This window comes from Enterococcus sp. DIV1420a, from assembly GCF_051712165.1.
In the GTDB taxonomy this organism is placed as follows: Bacteria; Bacillota; Bacilli; order Lactobacillales; family Enterococcaceae; genus Enterococcus; species Enterococcus faecalis.
In genome coordinates, this window is record NZ_JBIOOI010000001.1 from 273,248 (window position 1) to 289,646 (window position 16,399).

Here is a 16,399-nt window from a genome sequence, read left to right on the forward strand (position 1 = left end):
AATCCAAATGTTGCACATCAGACTTTTCAGTTAACTACATTAAAAATCATGTCTAAAGCATTAACAGAAACGCTCATAGACCTAAAAATTGTCGATGTTGACATTTAATCTCTTCGTTAAGAACTTTACCTAGTTCTTTGCCAGTAATTGTTACGTTTGCAGGGTTGTTCTTAGGGTATCGTTGCTGCCTACTGTCTTCAACGGTTTGGAACAACTCTGCTATTTCTTTGGGTGTTGCATCAATGTTAATTTTCAAACTTTCACCTTCTTTAATTCATCCATGATGGACGTTTTTTGATTTTAGCTACTCGACTAGGAGGCTCATAAAATGCTAGTGTTAACGCATCAGCAATATCAGGACTACCAACATTGCGCTTTTTCATATCTTCTTTACTTTCTAATCGTATTTTTCCATTGCTAGTCATCTTAAATTTACGTGTACTCAATTCTTTGATTAAATTTGCATCATCGGGTAGCTCTATCGCCGGTCCTTGACCATTAATCGAATTGGAAATGTTTTGTTCTAACAGTTCTTTAACATCTCCCCAAATTTGAGTACCTTTATTTGCATAATAATCATCTTCAGAAGATTCTCCATTATTTACAGGAATCACTTCATAGGGAAGTTTCTCGTCATTGATAACTTCTTTTAATCGGTCAGTAACACCACCGCCAACTCCAGTATCATCTACTTTAATGAGTACTTTTTTTAGCATCGGGTAATTAGCCATCATCTGTTTTGCGGCTTTTAAAACCCTGCCTGTTGTTTGCATGGTGTCCTGTTTATTGTATTTTTCAAAAGGTATGGCTTTAACACCTATTCTCGGAAATATAATAGTTGAATCATCACCAAAACGAGCTACATCGACACCTATATGCCCTTCTCTAACATGTTTTAATTCTGAATCAGAAATATTAATATCTTTGGCAAACTCAACAATTTCAAGACTGATAAACGAATCAAGTGCGCCTTTGGGAAATTCGCCATAAATACGAACACGAGCTACATCGCTATTCTCACCATACTTATCGATGATCATTTGAATATTTTCTTTATTAGTACGTTTGCTATCGTAGCTAGATACTTTGTGTGTTCTGTACTTGTCTCTATCTGTATTATGCGAATCATAAAAAACCCCTTCAATATTGTTGGGGTTTCCGCACATTAGTAATTTATTGTCAAATCCTGAAAGAGTACCTAATATTGCTTCCATAATGGAATCAGCAACACCTGATGCTTCATCAACCACTATTAACATGTGGTCTTCGTGAAATCCTTGCATATTTTCTGGTTTAGTTGCTGTTCGAGCTGTAGCAAACCATCGTTCTGAATCGCCAACCATATAAATTTTCGTCTTGGTCCATTTAAGCAAGTCTTTAATCAGACTATTATTCAGCCACTTTGCCACTTCTGCCCAAAGAACATCATATAATTGTTTCATTGTCGGAGCAGTTGCTATCACTTTTGCATATGGTCGGCATGTTAGAAACCAAAGAATAGCGCCAGCCTCCAACGCCGTTTTTCCAACCCCCTGCCCTGATCTAACTGAGACTTTTGGGAATTTAGCCAAATCATCCAAGACCTTATCCTGCCATTCATCTGGATCAAGATGCAAGATATCCTGACAAAAAGCAACTGGTTTATCGTAGTAATAATCAATTGCTGCACCAATATCCTCAAACGGAATAAACCCTTTATTCATTTTCTTCCACCGCCCGCTTATTGGCTGCATTTATAACTGCTTGTTTCCAAGAATCAGCTTCATCGTTAGATGATCCACCACTTAATTTGTCTGTCTCAAGTTTTATCTTCTCAATTTGAGCCTCCATTAAAAGAGATTTTTTATCCGTCGACAATAATTCTTTCTGTTGCTTAATTGCCTTTATTAATTGATTGCTAACACGAGTCAACGCATCTTCTATAGCTAAGATGTCATCTAACTTTCTAAAGGTCTTACGCGTTACTTGTACATCTTTTAAAACTTCTCTTTTGACAGTAACCACTTTTCCATCAATTACCGATGGCTCTTTGACTTTTCTCAACTGTTGCAAACGTTCAACTTCTTCATCATTTAAACCAGACTCGGCTTCTTTAATACGTTTAAGCATTCTATATTGGCGAACTTTTAGTATTCTTATTTCTTCATCCAAAATAAAAAAAGGATCATCGCTCATGTTAGAATAAATGTCCTTTTCTTCGTCTGATAGTAAGTCAGAAAATATAGTTTCGTATTCACCAGTTTTAATGGCGTTCTTATTTCTTTTTGGTGGTGAGGCACTTTCATTACCTTTATTGCCTATAGCATTTTTGTTACCTTGGGGTGCACCCCTATTTGTAGGTTGCACCCCTTTGGTTGCACCCCCTCTTTCCCATTTATCACGTTTTCTCCATGACTTTAATGTATTGAGAGGCACTGAAAGCTTCTCAGATATATCCTTGTACTTCAAGCCTTCTTCATAATATTTCTTTGCTTGTTCCTTTTTATCCATCAGACATAAAACACCACCTCACAATACTTCTTAATTGAGTTTCGTTTTTGTAATTAACCCTTTACATACTTTCTCAAATGCTTCTGTACGTGCCTATCCTTCCAACGACCATGCCCACAGTACACCAACTTGTAACGGTCAATTTCAGCTGGTGTGGCTTCAGTGCCAAACTCGACAATCGTTACGTTCGTTAAGCGTTGAATACTCTTGATCCGCGCACTATCAAGATGAATTTCATCTAAAGCTATGTACCAATAATTCCCCTGTTCAATGCGCTTTTCTGCTTCAAACTGTGTCGGGCTAGGATAGTGTTTTTCGTTGTAATAATCCGGCATGTTGTCCCTCCTATCTAAAAATTCTGTCCATGGCACACGTCCTTTTAAAGACAATCAATAGTTTATTTGGTATATTTTTATCGGGTAGCAATTCCTAATGCTTTAAGTATCCCTACTTATGATCCTTCCCCAGAAGTAACATAAGTATCTCTACCCAGCCACTAGCTCCCATAGTCTAGTGGTTTTTTTGCATAAAAATAGATCACTCAAACGAGTGACCCTATCTAAAATATATTTTCAAAAGTATTTCAAAAGAATAAGACCCTACAAGTCAACGTTTATCACCTTTTTCAAAAGTAAGTCAAAAATAAAACAGCCTTACAAAGAGACTGTTAAAAATTATTATTTGTTTGATATAGCTCCAGCCACCGCTCGTGCCTTTTCATTAATTTTACTCTACACATTAGTTGAAACCCTTCATGCTGAATGCCAATTCCTGACTTCTTATTAACAACGATTTCAGCTACTTTCAGTTCAAATAATTCTGAAAACAAATCTTTATTTGAATTATAGTCATAATCGGACATTGAAAAACTATATACCCCACCTTTTCCGCCCTCTAAGAATAAATTTTTTATATCCGGCATTTTTGAGAATAATCTATCCACTTGCATTAGTATATTGTCATCTATACTGTTTCTTTGTTCAAATCTATTAATAGCTAGTAGTAGACTATCATTATCTTTTAATATCGGATTGTCTTTATCTCCCCCAAGACAATTAGCTAGAACTTCGAATATTTTATCCAATCCATACTTATTACTTATCGAAACCGCTTGTAAGGAATTAATTGGCGAAGGTAGCTTAGATACTGTCATATTTGTATGACACGCCGGAATAACACTTATACCTTTTTTCCAACCAGCCCCCATTTCGAAATTAACCCATGGACGTTTTACGGATTCTTCGCTACAAAGCGCAATCATCGCGTCAGCATTATTAAGAGCGTTTGTAATTTGTTCTAGCCACATTTTTCCCGTTTCTATGCTACTACCATCAGAGGAAACAAATACTTCTACAAATCCCATGAACTTCTTTTCGATTTCATCTTTTAACATTTTGGCAAGCGTTGCTTCTTCTGATATGTGACTGATGAATACTGTTTTTTTCATACGTTGACCTCCTTGTTCAGATTTATCGTATGTTTTTAAAAAGTATTTGTCAATCTTATCTTGGATAGTGTTACCTTTTTTTATTTCTTCTAGCTTTAAAGTTCCACTTGTAATCATATATGATTCTCCTTTTATTATACAACGTTTCATGAATTTGATGTTTTTATTTCCAAATAATCTACCCTACATTAAATAAAAAGACCGCCTAAGCGATCCTGATTGAATTTATTTTGTTTCGTGTTATAATGAACATAGAAAAAGGACGTGCTACGAACACGCCCCATGTAGAACCGTTAAAAAGACGGTGGCAGTTTAATAGTTCTTACTTAAACCATCTTGCTGGCCAAAGCGAAAGATGGTTTATTTTTTGTTATTGTCATCTTTAATAGCTAAGACTAACATTGCAAATGCAATCATTAGCGTCAATGCTTCAAATACAGACATGCCTACTCCCTTCTAGGGATAAAGCTATGAACCATAGGCATCACCCCTTTATTCAAGAGATTAGCCACCATCTTTTCACTTTTCTACAAAAGCTATTATACATAATTTTTCATTCTTCTACCAGATAAAAAAGAGACACTTGCAAGCTAGTGCCTCCTCGTGAAGGATAGAAACATCTATTGACGTTTCCTATATCATTATTCGATCGCCCTTAACGGTGGCGAATCACCGGGTCAGAATATAGCCCTCGAAAAGCCCAACTGAATGTCTCTCTCGGAATCTTCCGATGATACCATAATAACACGGATTTCCGATTAAAAACCCTAAATAAACCCTAAAAAAACCCTATTTTTTTTGAACAATCAAATTTTCGTAATGATACGCCTCTGCAAATTCGATTAATGCATTGTTCTTTAACTTTTCAATATTCTTTATACTATAAGTGATTTCTTCTACTTGGCCAAACTCGTTTTCGCGGTATACTTTTATAATTGTACTTAACTTAGCCATACTGTAGGGATCAGCCACACAATAAGAATAATACAAAATTTTTCTAGAAACCTCTGATAATGACTTTAACGCGGTATCGATCGCTTGCAGTATTTCTCTAAACTTTTTATTTTCGTTAATATAAAACTTGTTAACGTTGCCAAGCCACTTGATCATTGAATGTTCTACATTATTTCTATTGCTACGATAACGCGGCATATTTGATAACAACGGTGATTCAAGGCTCACAACTATACCGCTTCTACGTTGTAAAGTACGACAGCTTTTTAAAACTCTTCTAGCGTTGTCTCTCGTCTGCTTAACGTCAATTTCTGGAACTAAATTCATTTGCCTCGATCCCTCCGCTGTAGTATAATATCACTAGTCAATAATATTATCCCGTTAGCTGGAGCAATCCAGCTTTTTTTATGCCGTTTGTTGAGGTGCATCATTTTTTATGTTATTATAAAGATAACTCAATTCATCCTGAATGATGTCATCTGAAAAAACTCGACTAGAAAAAACTGGTTGAGTTTTTTTGTTTGCTGCTAATTTGTTGAAACAAAACATTTTACATGGCATAATTATGTTAGTTGTCATTTGTATAGTGATCAACTCCTTTAATTAGCCAGCTGAGCGGTTCAGTTGGCTATTTTTGTTTTGAGCAACTTTTTTGAGAAGGATTTTTTTTCATGATATTATGTTTTAAGGTAAAGGTCTTATCCACGGATTAATTAGCGGAAACTAGTTGATCTTTTCTGGTGAATATTCGCTTTCAATCATGTTGTAGTCAGCCAGTGGTCGGCTGGCTTTTTTATTGGTTGCAAAAATCAGCTAATTGTTGTAAAAAAGTTGCAATTAATTAAAAACGTTTATTTTTTAGTATCGCTTCATTACAAAATATAAACAATCAAGCCATCCTTTTTGATAGTCACTTGTAGGTAATTCTCGTTCATAGTAAAACGCAGCGCTTATTTTTCTATGATATTTACGTTCACCAACAATGTAGCCTAACAAAAAGTAAAGTACTAATGCCAGTATAATTAAGATATCTTCCATTTATTCGTCCTCAAACAATTCAATACCTAAAACGACATAACCATCTTGTTGGGCATAATCTGTAATATAAGTTATTTCTGCAATATTGACATTACCTGTATATTGTCCATATTGGTATTCATTCAAGCGTAAGATATCGCCTTTTTGATAGTTACGGTCATTCTTACGGATTTCAAAACGTTTATTACCTGAAACAACCGCTTCAAAGTATTCTGGTAAAATTTTAAGCTCGTGAATGGTTTGCTCTTCCTCTACTTCGTAGCCATGAATCCAAGCATCTAAAAACTCTTCTAAATTATTTACAATCCAAGCTAAAGCTTTGCTATCCATGGTGCCTTTATCAACTTTGTTATGCCAGCCTTTAAAATATCTCATTAAATATGCTAAACTGATTTCTTTTTCTCGGTAGGTTTCAATCATTTCAGCCACTGATCGAGGCAATACGACTTTTTTCGGTTCGTCTAGTTGTTCAACTAACTTTCTTGACTTAGAAAAGCCAACATACATTCCTTTGTAGTATTCACGCTTTAAAATATCTGTACTTTCTAACTTTACCACACCAGCACTAGTTGTCTTTGCTGCTAAATTTATTAATAAACTTTCTTTATCCATTACTTTCCACCTTCCAATACCTTAAATGTACTTTTGCGCTCATCTATTAACGCTTTATTTATCTCATGCTGATTCCAAGGAGCAATCATTTTAACTGTGTATTCGACAACTAACTCAACAAATTCATAATGAATATCATTAATTGAAATCACTTCATAAGCTAATTTCTTATCCACAATTATAATATCGCCGACTTTTGCCATTCTTTTACTGTCTTTGCTTTGGTCATAACGATCAATTATCTTGGCTTGTTTTTTGTATTCATTGCAATTAATTGTTACTCCTACTTTTTGGACCAAGATTCTTACTTCTAACCTTATAGATTTGCTAAAATACAGTTTTTTTATTTCAAGTATGCGAATAATAATATACTTATCGCCCGCATACTCAATAGAATCACCAATTCGAATCTTTTCATTGAATCCTTCTTTGTATACTTTCAGGGTAGTTAGCAATGATAATGCCTCCTATTCCCATGTATTAAAAACAGCTTGAATATATCCTGCTAAAATTTCTTCATGACCAGGTATTACGACCCATGAATCAATCAGTGGATCATGACAGCTTGTTAAGTAAAAATCAACTTCTGCTGTTTCACTATCAAGCCTTTCTTTACATTCAAAAACGACTTCTTCCGCAATTTGTTGAGCAGTTGTAGTTCCATCTGCCTTATTTGGCAAGATTATTCCATCAATCCACTCACTGACTAATTCTGGGCAATAATGAACACATACTAATTTATCCATTCGCTTCCTCCTACGCCAAATTTATATCAATAACTCTCTTAATAATTTCCCACTCATTTTTAGGAATGTTAAAATCGTGTTGACTTTCATCTGCTGAATTAGTTGTACATATCGCTAACTCTCCATCTAAAACACTGAAAAAAATGCTTGCTTCACCACCTGAGTGAACTTCAGAGAACTCAATTTCTCCGATTTTGAGACCACTTTTTTTCATTATCCTTCCTCCTGTTCCTGCGCCCACTTAGCGAATACTTCTAGGACTTGACTGGCTTCTTTTCTGTATAAGTTTAAATACGCATCAGACATACCGTTCTTTATAAAAATGTAAATTGCTTGAAGAGACGACTTGTAAATTTGCTTAGTGTAAATTAAACAAAGCTGTTCAAGTACAATCTGCTGATTTTCGTTGAGCTGCAGTTGCTTCATTGATTTTAGATATTCAATATATGTTATAATTTCCTGATTATGCCTAGTATAATCAGGTGTTGGTTCGCTTACTGTTAATTGTTCTTCAAGAAAACTAATTAATTGATTCAATTCACTCATTCCGCTTCCCCTTTACCAAATGTCTGTAATATATAGAATTTTTGCAATCATGAACATGACTAAAATCGCGGTAACAGCTAATGCTATTAAAATTAACAGCTTAGTCCACCATCTATATTTTTGATTTTTCAATATTTTGTGCTCAAAGATACTCATTGCTGCTTGCATAGGAAGATAGCCTACTGCGAACGGAAAAACATACTTAATAAAGTATTCAATCATTTGCTTCCTCCATTCTGATAAATTTTGCACATTCAGAAATTGTAATAACTCTGTTTTCATATAAGTGCCAGCAAAAATCTCTAAAGGTTCTATTTTCAAAATTAAAGACTTCATACAAACGCTTAACCCTTGAATAACTCATTCCGCTTCCTCCTCATCCAAATCTATATACTCACCCTTACTCAAAAGATTAAAAGCCATATCACCATCATCATTTTCCGTTTCTCCTAAGCAGTCCTCATAAAGGAAAGCGCAATAGCCGGTTGGGTATAACGTTACACAGTCTTTATGGTAATAATCATTGTCTACTTGAATAACATCGTCATCCCATTTGAAATAGTCAGAACATGCTTTGCATTTTTCAAGACTCATTCTGCGACCTCCAATAGCTCTGGATTTTCGTATATATTGCCGATTACTTCAATTTCGTCACAATCCGTTCCCAACCATTTTGAGAAACCTTCATTGTCCTGAATCCAATATGCAAAATCCTGAAACTTAATAATGCCTGTGTATTCCCAATCGTCATCCAATGTCATATTTTCATCAGAGTAAGGTTCTTCGCCACGTTGAATGCAAATATCACCCTCAAAAATTTCAACGCCGTTCTTGTCTTTTAATCCTGTCGATTGCATGAGGACAACGTCATCTAGAGGAAAATAAATAGAATCTCCATACTCCCAATGACTGACTTTAATTTCTTTTTCTCTGAAATCAATGTTTATAACTTCAACCAACCCTACTGTTTTATTCTCCCACGCTCTAAACTTTGGAATCATCTTCTTCACTCGCTTTCATAAATACTAACCAGTGTGTTTTTGCTCTTTTATTGCCGTACAATGGCTCATAATCAATTATGCTTAATATTTCAGATAGCTTAATTTGATCCTCATTCCATTTAAAAACTAACGTCCCATTAGGCTTTAAAACTCTCATACACTCAGAAAAACCTTTTTGTATATCCTCTTTCCAAGTTTTCTCGTTTAGCTTGCCATACTTTTTAGCTAACCAGCTGTTACTACCAACCCTCAATAAATGCGGAGGATCAAATACAACATGATAAAACAAATTATCTTCAAAAGGCATCTTTCTAAAATCTGCAACAAGGTTAGGATTAACCTCGATGACGTGTCCGCTCTCTAATTTTTCGTAATGTTCTCTGTTGTCCATAAACAAAACTTGTTCGTTTTTCTTATCAAACCAAAACATCCTGCTACCACAGCATGCATCAAGTATTTTTTTCATAATTTAAAGGAGCAAAAAGCTTTTTATGCGGCCGCAAATCTCCCGCTCCTTTCTATTTATTTTCTAAAATAATGCCAGCTGTTCTGGTTCAGTAAATGAACTACTTGTTTTATTTTCCAGAAGTTCCATTACTTCTTTTAGTATTTCTAATGTATTTTGCGTTTCTTTTTCTTTTGCTCTATTCAAAGCGTAAAACGGTGTAAACCATACATCTGTTGCAGGTTCATTACTCAGTGCATTTTTTCTTTCAATTATCGCATCTATTCCTAACAAGGAACACTGTACATACGCCATTGAAAGTACATTTCCGTCGATGTCACCACACAACGCTCTCAAATTTCTTTGGTAGTTATAGCCTTTTTCTCGCATAATATTTGCTAAAGCAATGAGAGTAACACCGCCACCAATGCAAGGCTCATAAAAAACAACTGGCTTTCCATTTTTCAATTGTTCATCATTTTCGCTAAAATTCATTTCTGCCATTAAACGAGCTACATTGTATGGTGTAAAGAATTGCCCTGCATCTTTATTAGCGATTTCCAAAGTCATATACAATTCACCTAGTATATCAGTCGTAGTCTCTTCTAAAGCTTCAACTAGCAAAGCGAATAATTCATGGAACTTTTCTTGTTCTTCTTCGGTGTATTTCTCTTGAATAGACAGATACAACTTCTCTCTTTCTTCAAAATGCACTTTGTCAAAAACATTAGAAATGCTGCATGCTGACATTTTAGTAAAGTCGAAAAACACTTCGTACATATTTCTTTTTCCGCAAAGGCCTTTCATAACTTTAACCATTTTCTTTTGATAACTATTCATAATTTCAAAGGAGTAAAGAATTCTTTACTGTGGCCACAAACTCCACTCCCTTCTGATTAATTAAATATTTTGAATAATAATCCAACCAATAAACAACATAATCAAAGTTTTAGCCAAAGCTCCAACTATTGCTTCGATTGTAGAACGTCCATCTTTGCCGCCGTCTGAGATCATATAACTTATAAACACGTCTAAACCTGCTGCCTGCCAAAAATTTAATGTTATTAACCCAAAAGTAGAACTGATAAGCCCATTCCATAAATACATTGTTGTCCAACCGCTTATAGCTACTGCTATCGGTATAAATAATACTTGAGCGATACAACCAAGCGTCGTAGTTTCTTCTTTAGTCAAAGTTTTATACCTCTTTCTTAAATTTAATTATTTGATTAATACATAAAATCCATTTTTCTTTGCAACGTCTCCTCGAATTCCCAAATGGCCTTCCAACTCTTCAAAGGTCCTTTTTGTAATTTTAGAAAGTTGCGTGTCATACCCCAAATTTCTAAGTGTCACGTACTCATTGGGTGTTAATTGGTCTAAATCTATTGCCACAATTGGCGGAAACCGTTCAGCCGACGGCTTAAAGGTCACACTAGTTAATTTCATCTTTTTTTACCTCACAATTTTACCGCTTTATTTTTCGATTTAAGGCGTTTTAAATCATTTATGATTAATTACCCTAAACTAGTTTTTAAATATAGCTACGGTTAAATCACGCTACAAAAAACAACAAATTATTTCTTATTCATCCAAGACTGATTGCTCTTGGTTTTCTTCTTTGTTTTTTCTTGAAATGATTCTTCTTTCACTTTTGCAAGTAATTGTTTTGGCTTTTCTGGTGGAATTACAACGTTTACGACCTTTCCACCTGCCATTTCTGCAGCAAGATTCGCCAATTCGTCATCTGTAAAGTGGTACGCCTGCTTAATTTGATTAGTGAGATTCCCATTCTTATCCAGGTACCCACTGCATTTCACAACTTTTACTTTTTCCACGAGATCACCTGCTCTGTTTTTGATGTACTGCTTCATTTTGCGTATGCTTTTTCCTCGATCTTGTCCTTTGCGAACAACCCAAGTGCCATTTATCCCGAAGTAATCAATGACACCTATAGGCGTTTCAATCGCAAATTGACAACTGGCTTTGAAGTATCCAAAAGGATAGCCTAGCTCATAAATATTTTTCATTGCTTCATGACGCATATTTGCCACATGTTTTTGGCGCCTGATTTTTGATTCTTGTGTCGGGTACTTTGTCATTCACTACTTCCCCTTATCCAGAACTAACACACTTTTCAGTAAAACTTTTTCGTTTGTTAAATTTTTATTGTTACATACTGGGCAAGGACGACAAATGAAAATCCCAGTTTGTTCAGCCCCATGCCAGATCGTTTTTTTCCCATTACATATTGGACAGCCCATCATTCCGCCTCCTCACTGATAGCATCAGATAATTGAACCGCTTTTCCGATAATTTGGATTAATTCTTGTTGAACCATTTCAGTTTTTTCAATTCCAGATTCGATTTGCTCTTTTACGAACTGAACAGAAAGTTCTAGTTCCTCCGCTAAACTTTTTGTATTTGACATAAAAATTCCTCCGCGTTCTAAAATTCGACTTTGCTTCTCTTATCATTCGTTGCGCTCGTAAATTTAATGATCCGACCTTCAACACCTTTGTACAGGCGAGAAACAATTTTTGCATTGTAAACATCTTCAAGATCGTCACTGTTTAAATTCGTCGTTATGATCGTTCGCTGCCGCGCGTTTAGGATCCCAAAAAGAACATTTTGCGTATAATTTCCAGCTTCTTTATCTTTCTCTCCGCGTCGAAATGACGCTTCTGAACCTAAATCATCAATAACCAGTAGATCCACACTAGAAAGCAACCTGGTCATGTTCAACTCTGAGTATTTACTATCCGGCTTTCCAAAACTTGATTTGATTAGCCGGAAAAGGTCATTTACTGATACAAACAGACAACTCATCATTGGATTAGCAGTCTCATTGATTGCTCTCAACATTCCCATAGCAAGATGTGATTTTCCAACACCAGGCACGCCAGTGAAGATCGTATTGAATTTTGGAACCTCTAGGAGTTTCTTTTTTAACGCTGCTTTTTCTTCCTTGTCTTCACTTACGGCTATCTTTTTTTCTAACTGTTTCTCAATTTGTATAGCTTTCAGATATTCGGCCGCAATCTGTCTGGCTTTTAGCAAAGCGTTTTTTGTTTCTTCGTTGTCCGTTTGATAATTATTAAAACTCGCTTGCCATAATTTAGGATCACCGACAATTGAATCAGTTTCCAAAACCTCAATCGTTCGTCGGCGTTCGTGTTTTTCAAAAGCACGATTTACTGTTTCTTGCTCAATATTACGAAGGTATTTTTTTTTACACTCCATACAAAAAGGTTCGTGATCTTTAAACTGATTTAAAGGGATATTGTGTATCGGGCATCTTTCATTCGTTTTCCGTAACTCATCTAGAAGCGGAAAGTCCATTAAAATTCCACCTCCGAATTCGATTTCTGTTTTTGTTTTACGCAAGTTTCCTGTCTATTTTTTGATTGTTTATACTGACGATTAGCTTGCGCTGCCATCGTGTCGTACTTTTCACGTAGCTTTCTTGCAGATAAAATATTGGCTGACCAAAAGTTATCTGCTTGACTCCAATCAATCATCCGGCCTACTTGGTCTTCGGTCCGCTTGTCGATCTCGATCATTTTCCGAATATCATCCGCCCAGGATTGTAAATTCGGTTCTTTGATTTCCTGATTCTGACAAATCTGTTTGAATAGCCGTTCTGCGAGTTGATAATAATTAGAGTCGAGGTCGTAAACACGTTTTTTACGTGGTTGCGACGATAATGTTTTATTATTTATATTCTTTTCATTCTTATCATTCTTTTCATTCTTGTATGTTGTCAATGGCTTGTCACTCGATTGTCTTTGGCTTGTCAACGGCTTGTCACCTGATTGATAATCAGACCAATTTTTTATTGTTATAACGCTGTATCTAGCGTTTGATTGGATTGTCAATAATTCTTCATTTTCAAATTTCTTAAGCCATCTCCATAGCGTTCTCCATGCAATCGCTTTGTCACTCGACACTCCTTCGTTGTACTCTTTTGCTATCGCATGGGCTCCCGTGACGAATTGTCCGCTTGTCAAGCGTACTTCTTGACCATTAAACAAAAACTTACTGTCTTCATGACTTGCTTTCATTAAACATAGTATCCAAAGCTTGAACATATCGGAATTAGTCCAAACAAATGAATTAGTCACTTTTCGATACAATTTTATATATCCAGTATTCATTCGTTATGCACCTCCTATAAATCGTCCATACTGGTAAAATTGGTAATTTTGTTGTGTCCTCTACAATATTCACAAGTTCCACAACTAACTGGTTCTTCCTCATCGTTTTTTAACGTTCGATCATTCAGTTACTCTAAAACGATTATTGTAGACACTACCTATAGTCTTTGATATATGGTATAATCTGTTGTGAGCATTATTTTCAATCTTATTTGATGGTTTTGTTGCCTCCTGTAGCGGAAACTGCAGGAGGTATTTTTTGTTTTATTTGATTAGTTCTCGGTTTATCACCAGTAGCCCATCTATACCCTTGTGCTTCTAAAACACTATTAAACTGTCATAATCTTCCTGTGTTTTTAAGCGATAATATTTAGGTATTTAAAATTAATGCTTTCCATGTTATTATTTAATTAACTTATTTTTGATTAATGCCTTACTTCGTTGGTGGACGAGGTAGGCTCTTTTTTTACATATTCCTCTAATTCACTTATTTTTTTGTAGAGCATGCCGCTTAAAATACTCATATGACCAGAACAACGTGCAGTTTCATGAGCCAACTCAAAAGTGGCACCCGCTTCATTTTTTTCATAACCTACAGAAAGGTTCGCTAACATATTGAGGTAATCATCAATACAAAAGTGTAAGGCTTGAATTTCAATTATTGTGTTTTTTACATCCATTTGTATCCTCTCCTTCCACAAAATCTAAAAGTTTATTTACCTGTTGATTTAAGCTGGCTTCGATATTTTCTAAAGTGAGGGAATTACTTTACCTACATAAATCATTTCACCTTCACCGCCTTAAACCATTCTGGATATTTCACTAGTAATTCTAAAAAGTTCACAATATCATTCCGCTTCTCTTCTGGGAGGTTCTTCGTTATTTGAGATAACGAGTTTACCTGTTCATTGATTTTTTGCTCTTTTACTGATTGGAAATGGATAATCATTTGCTCACTACCTCCTTTATTTGCAATTTCTCAAGCTCGTATTTAAGGCCATCACGGACAAATACAGCGCCTTTTAATTGATTCTGATATTTTAACCCAAGTATTAAATGTCCTTACTCTAGCATCTCTTATATTCGTTATACACAACCATTCTGCTAAAAGCTGCTCCTTTAAAGTGTGAACTTCTCTACACACTTGTTTATTTTCAGCGTGACTTTTTAAAATATATAGAATGGCCAACTTTTCTTTAAAGTGTTTGCCTATATATGTTTTATCAATATTCTTTTCTAATTCATCAATGCCTTGGTTAATTTCTGATAAGTCGAAGTTATCTGGCGTGTTTAATATCTCAGATTTATAGTACATCTATTTACGTCCCACAGTTCTCACTTGATAAGCATGCTCATCGTAGGCAGTATAGAGATACACTGCTAAACCTGTGAAAATACTTAATTTTGCGATTAATGGTAATAAGCCGAAAATTCCGCCGATTAATAGCCCTAAAATCATTAAATTTCGTTTCATTTTGTGTTTTCCTCCAATTTTTGTTATAATTGAAGACAAAAGATGGCTATATTAAGCCTTTTTACTGCCTTTTACTCTGTCCGCCAAGACTATTCGAGTAAAGGCTTTTTCTTTTGCCTTCATTCATTGTATTTGCTCCTATCAATTTCCTACAACACGTAGGTTCTTTTTTGTAATAATACCTGTTGTACGATCGTTAAACTGCACCAGGAACATGTCTTTTTGTACTTCAGTTAACACTTTCCCTAGATAATCCTTGAATTGACCGCTAGTCACTCTAACTTTCATGTGAGAATCCCTCCATTTCTTTCAAACTAGGGAACTGACTTTCTAGCCACGGAATCAATACTGACAAGTTGTGTCTTGCTTCTTCCTCCGTAAGATTAGCTATACTATTTTGAAGAATCATTAAATCTGCGTAAAGCTTGGCATTTCGTTTTTCGGATTCTTTACACTCTTTTAAAATTGTTTCTGCTTCTTCCACGATTTCACTGATAGAAAAATTTTTGTACTTTTTAGGTACCCATACTAATTTAAGCATTTCTTTCCTCCTAGATTTCAAATAAATTTATTTGACCGACTAATTCTTGTAGTACCCTAAAATTCGTATTGAACATGATAATCCATATTTGACCCTTTAATCTTCGTAGGATAATCATGCTCTTCTAACCAAACTTTTACTTTGTCGATAACTGACTCAGCGTATTTGGTGACCGATCCACCCCAGTGATTCGTTGCTCCCGGTACGATTTCTGATTCACCTTCTTCAACTAAAATTTCCCGCTTGATGAGTTGGCTTACTGCTGTTCCGTGTGGTTTGCCGTTTTTGGAATATACACCAACTTTTTTAGCAATTTGATCACTATCGAATAGATGCTGGCGTAACGTTGGCATTTCAAGAATTTTTTCGCCGGTTAGTATTTCGGCTGCTTTATCTTGTAAAAGCGCTTTGTTCACTTCAGTTGTTGCATTCTCAGATAATTCTGCAAGCAATTTCGCTTTACGAACTAGCGCATTTTCTAGTCGTGCTGTAGCATTCACTCGTCGTACGTCTAAATCTGACATATCAGAACCGATTGATTGGACTGTCTTGCGATAAGTAAAATAGTTATCAACCAATTGATCGTAAATTTCCCACGCCGTGTCGTCTTCTAAGATTTTTAATAGTTTTGCGTATCCTCGTTCGGATAAGATGTAGATGTTCTTGGACGCATTAAACGCATTCTGAGTAAATCCAAACTTCGAAATTTCGTTATCGTTCTGAACGATAGCGGATTTCAGATCGATAATATCCACACCGTCGATAAACCTTTTTCTGTTACGATTGATTACCTCGTTGATTCGCCTAACCTCTGTTTCATGAATCCCAGCAATGTCTTTCACCGTCATCGCTTTCTTACCTTCACCGAAACCTCCTTCGATTGCGATAAATTCAAAATTTCCAATTTTTTGTTTTCCTATTACATGTAATTGCTTCATTTTCTTTCTC

General features: G+C 35.4%; 31 protein-coding genes and 1 pseudogene. All 32 read right to left on the reverse strand.

What is annotated here, in order from left to right; translation table 11 throughout:
• Positions 1 to 73 precede the first annotated feature (73 nt).
• The 32 genes and pseudogenes from IGI80_RS01550 to IGI80_RS01705 all read right to left on the reverse strand — a co-directional run bounded on the left by IGI80_RS01550 (position 74) and on the right by IGI80_RS01705 (position 16,389).
• Positions 74 to 256: a hypothetical protein gene (locus tag IGI80_RS01550; protein ID WP_438722497.1), complete on the reverse strand. Its 183-nt coding sequence runs from the start codon at positions 254 to 256 to the stop codon at positions 74 to 76.
• 13 nt (positions 257 to 269) lie between these two features.
• Positions 270 to 1,703, reverse strand: coding sequence for a DEAD/DEAH box helicase family protein (locus IGI80_RS01555; protein ID WP_438722499.1), 1,434 nt, complete (start codon positions 1,701 to 1,703; stop codon positions 270 to 272).
• On the reverse strand, positions 1,696 to 2,490 hold the full coding sequence (terS, locus tag IGI80_RS01560) for a phage terminase small subunit (protein WP_438722500.1): 795 nt from the start codon (positions 2,488 to 2,490) through the stop codon (positions 1,696 to 1,698). Before terS ends, IGI80_RS01555 begins: the two co-directional genes overlap by 8 nt.
• 53 nt (positions 2,491 to 2,543) lie before the next feature.
• Complete coding sequence (locus tag IGI80_RS01565) at positions 2,544 to 2,825, reverse strand: hypothetical protein (protein WP_438722501.1); 282 nt, start codon at positions 2,823 to 2,825, stop codon at positions 2,544 to 2,546.
• A 332-nt stretch (positions 2,826 to 3,157) separates the two neighbouring features.
• Entirely contained in the window at positions 3,158 to 4,054 is an 897-nt protein-coding gene (locus tag IGI80_RS01570; RefSeq protein WP_438722502.1) for a toll/interleukin-1 receptor domain-containing protein, read from the reverse strand.
• Positions 4,055 to 4,297: 243 nt separating this feature from the next.
• On the reverse strand, positions 4,298 to 4,381 hold the full coding sequence (locus IGI80_RS01575; RefSeq protein WP_438723396.1) for a putative holin-like toxin: 84 nt from the start codon (positions 4,379 to 4,381) through the stop codon (positions 4,298 to 4,300).
• A gap of 345 nt (positions 4,382 to 4,726) precedes the next feature.
• Positions 4,727 to 5,218, reverse strand: a complete 492-nt coding sequence (locus tag IGI80_RS01580) for an ArpU family phage packaging/lysis transcriptional regulator (protein ID WP_438722504.1) — start codon at positions 5,216 to 5,218, stop codon at positions 4,727 to 4,729.
• A gap of 531 nt (positions 5,219 to 5,749) precedes the next feature.
• Positions 5,750 to 5,929 carry a hypothetical protein gene (locus IGI80_RS01585; RefSeq protein ID WP_438722506.1) on the reverse strand — a complete coding sequence of 60 codons (180 nt, stop codon included), beginning with the start codon at positions 5,927 to 5,929 and terminating at the stop codon, positions 5,750 to 5,752.
• On the reverse strand, positions 5,930 to 6,541 hold the full coding sequence (locus tag IGI80_RS01590; RefSeq protein WP_438722507.1) for a DUF3850 domain-containing protein: 612 nt from the start codon (positions 6,539 to 6,541) through the stop codon (positions 5,930 to 5,932). It abuts the gene before it with no gap.
• Positions 6,541 to 6,996 (reverse strand): hypothetical protein, encoded by a 456-nt coding sequence (locus IGI80_RS01595; RefSeq protein ID WP_438722508.1) that lies wholly within the window; start codon positions 6,994 to 6,996, stop codon positions 6,541 to 6,543. The genes IGI80_RS01590 and IGI80_RS01595 overlap by 1 nt, the downstream gene beginning before the upstream one ends.
• Before the next feature lie 12 nt (positions 6,997 to 7,008).
• Complete coding sequence (locus IGI80_RS01600; protein WP_438722509.1) at positions 7,009 to 7,287, reverse strand: hypothetical protein; 279 nt, start codon at positions 7,285 to 7,287, stop codon at positions 7,009 to 7,011.
• A 10-nt stretch (positions 7,288 to 7,297) separates the two neighbouring features.
• Positions 7,298 to 7,501, reverse strand: coding sequence for a hypothetical protein (locus IGI80_RS01605; protein WP_438722510.1), 204 nt, complete (start codon positions 7,499 to 7,501; stop codon positions 7,298 to 7,300).
• Positions 7,501 to 7,833 carry a hypothetical protein gene (locus IGI80_RS01610; RefSeq protein WP_438722511.1) on the reverse strand — a complete coding sequence of 111 codons (333 nt, stop codon included), beginning with the start codon at positions 7,831 to 7,833 and terminating at the stop codon, positions 7,501 to 7,503. The genes IGI80_RS01605 and IGI80_RS01610 overlap by 1 nt, the downstream gene beginning before the upstream one ends.
• A 12-nt stretch (positions 7,834 to 7,845) precedes the next feature.
• Complete coding sequence (locus IGI80_RS01615) at positions 7,846 to 8,055, reverse strand: hypothetical protein (protein ID WP_317065494.1); 210 nt, start codon at positions 8,053 to 8,055, stop codon at positions 7,846 to 7,848.
• Between the two features lie 138 nt (positions 8,056 to 8,193).
• Complete coding sequence (locus IGI80_RS01620) at positions 8,194 to 8,427, reverse strand: hypothetical protein (RefSeq protein ID WP_438722512.1); 234 nt, start codon at positions 8,425 to 8,427, stop codon at positions 8,194 to 8,196.
• A complete protein-coding gene (locus IGI80_RS01625) occupies positions 8,424 to 8,834 on the reverse strand; it encodes a YopX family protein (protein WP_438723397.1) in 411 nt (136 codons plus the stop codon). Before IGI80_RS01625 ends, IGI80_RS01620 begins: the two co-directional genes overlap by 4 nt.
• The gene (locus tag IGI80_RS01630) at positions 8,818 to 9,300 is read right to left on the reverse strand and encodes a class I SAM-dependent methyltransferase (RefSeq protein WP_438722513.1); all 483 of its coding nucleotides are present in this window, start codon (positions 9,298 to 9,300) and stop codon (positions 8,818 to 8,820) included. Before IGI80_RS01630 ends, IGI80_RS01625 begins: the two co-directional genes overlap by 17 nt.
• Before the next feature lie 63 nt (positions 9,301 to 9,363).
• The gene (locus tag IGI80_RS01635) at positions 9,364 to 10,119 is read right to left on the reverse strand and encodes an N-6 DNA methylase (protein ID WP_438722514.1); all 756 of its coding nucleotides are present in this window, start codon (positions 10,117 to 10,119) and stop codon (positions 9,364 to 9,366) included.
• 60 nt (positions 10,120 to 10,179) lie between these two features.
• A complete protein-coding gene (locus IGI80_RS01640) occupies positions 10,180 to 10,473 on the reverse strand; it encodes a hypothetical protein (RefSeq protein WP_104681211.1) in 294 nt (97 codons plus the stop codon).
• A gap of 27 nt (positions 10,474 to 10,500) precedes the next feature.
• On the reverse strand, positions 10,501 to 10,728 hold the full coding sequence (locus IGI80_RS01645; protein WP_010830781.1) for a hypothetical protein: 228 nt from the start codon (positions 10,726 to 10,728) through the stop codon (positions 10,501 to 10,503).
• Between the two features lie 128 nt (positions 10,729 to 10,856).
• Positions 10,857 to 11,381 (reverse strand): hypothetical protein, encoded by a 525-nt coding sequence (locus IGI80_RS01650; protein WP_438722516.1) that lies wholly within the window; start codon positions 11,379 to 11,381, stop codon positions 10,857 to 10,859.
• 161 nt (positions 11,382 to 11,542) lie between these two features.
• On the reverse strand, positions 11,543 to 11,710 hold the full coding sequence (locus IGI80_RS01655; RefSeq protein ID WP_438722518.1) for a hypothetical protein: 168 nt from the start codon (positions 11,708 to 11,710) through the stop codon (positions 11,543 to 11,545).
• Positions 11,711 to 11,727: 17 nt separating this feature from the next.
• The gene (locus tag IGI80_RS01660; RefSeq protein WP_438722519.1) at positions 11,728 to 12,621 is read right to left on the reverse strand and encodes an ATP-binding protein; all 894 of its coding nucleotides are present in this window, start codon (positions 12,619 to 12,621) and stop codon (positions 11,728 to 11,730) included.
• Entirely contained in the window at positions 12,621 to 13,436 is an 816-nt protein-coding gene (locus IGI80_RS01665; RefSeq protein WP_438722520.1) for a hypothetical protein, read from the reverse strand. Before IGI80_RS01665 ends, IGI80_RS01660 begins: the two co-directional genes overlap by 1 nt.
• Before the next feature lie 14 nt (positions 13,437 to 13,450).
• Positions 13,451 to 13,549, reverse strand: a pseudogene (locus IGI80_RS01670) (PD-(D/E)XK nuclease-like domain-containing protein); the annotation flags it as partial.
• Between the two features lie 312 nt (positions 13,550 to 13,861).
• Positions 13,862 to 14,116 carry a hypothetical protein gene (locus tag IGI80_RS01675; protein ID WP_438722522.1) on the reverse strand — a complete coding sequence of 85 codons (255 nt, stop codon included), beginning with the start codon at positions 14,114 to 14,116 and terminating at the stop codon, positions 13,862 to 13,864.
• A 101-nt stretch (positions 14,117 to 14,217) separates the two neighbouring features.
• Positions 14,218 to 14,385: a hypothetical protein gene (locus tag IGI80_RS01680; protein WP_438722523.1), complete on the reverse strand. Its 168-nt coding sequence runs from the start codon at positions 14,383 to 14,385 to the stop codon at positions 14,218 to 14,220.
• A gap of 51 nt (positions 14,386 to 14,436) precedes the next feature.
• Positions 14,437 to 14,751: a hypothetical protein gene (locus tag IGI80_RS01685; RefSeq protein ID WP_438722524.1), complete on the reverse strand. Its 315-nt coding sequence runs from the start codon at positions 14,749 to 14,751 to the stop codon at positions 14,437 to 14,439.
• The gene (locus IGI80_RS01690) at positions 14,752 to 14,910 is read right to left on the reverse strand and encodes a hypothetical protein (protein WP_438722526.1); all 159 of its coding nucleotides are present in this window, start codon (positions 14,908 to 14,910) and stop codon (positions 14,752 to 14,754) included.
• A gap of 141 nt (positions 14,911 to 15,051) precedes the next feature.
• Positions 15,052 to 15,198: a hypothetical protein gene (locus IGI80_RS01695; RefSeq protein WP_438722528.1), complete on the reverse strand. Its 147-nt coding sequence runs from the start codon at positions 15,196 to 15,198 to the stop codon at positions 15,052 to 15,054.
• The gene (locus IGI80_RS01700; RefSeq protein ID WP_438722529.1) at positions 15,188 to 15,451 is read right to left on the reverse strand and encodes a hypothetical protein; all 264 of its coding nucleotides are present in this window, start codon (positions 15,449 to 15,451) and stop codon (positions 15,188 to 15,190) included. Before IGI80_RS01700 ends, IGI80_RS01695 begins: the two co-directional genes overlap by 11 nt.
• A gap of 56 nt (positions 15,452 to 15,507) precedes the next feature.
• Positions 15,508 to 16,389, reverse strand: a complete 882-nt coding sequence (locus IGI80_RS01705; RefSeq protein ID WP_438722530.1) for an ORF6N domain-containing protein — start codon at positions 16,387 to 16,389, stop codon at positions 15,508 to 15,510.
• Between the last annotated feature and the right edge of the window lie 10 nt (positions 16,390 to 16,399).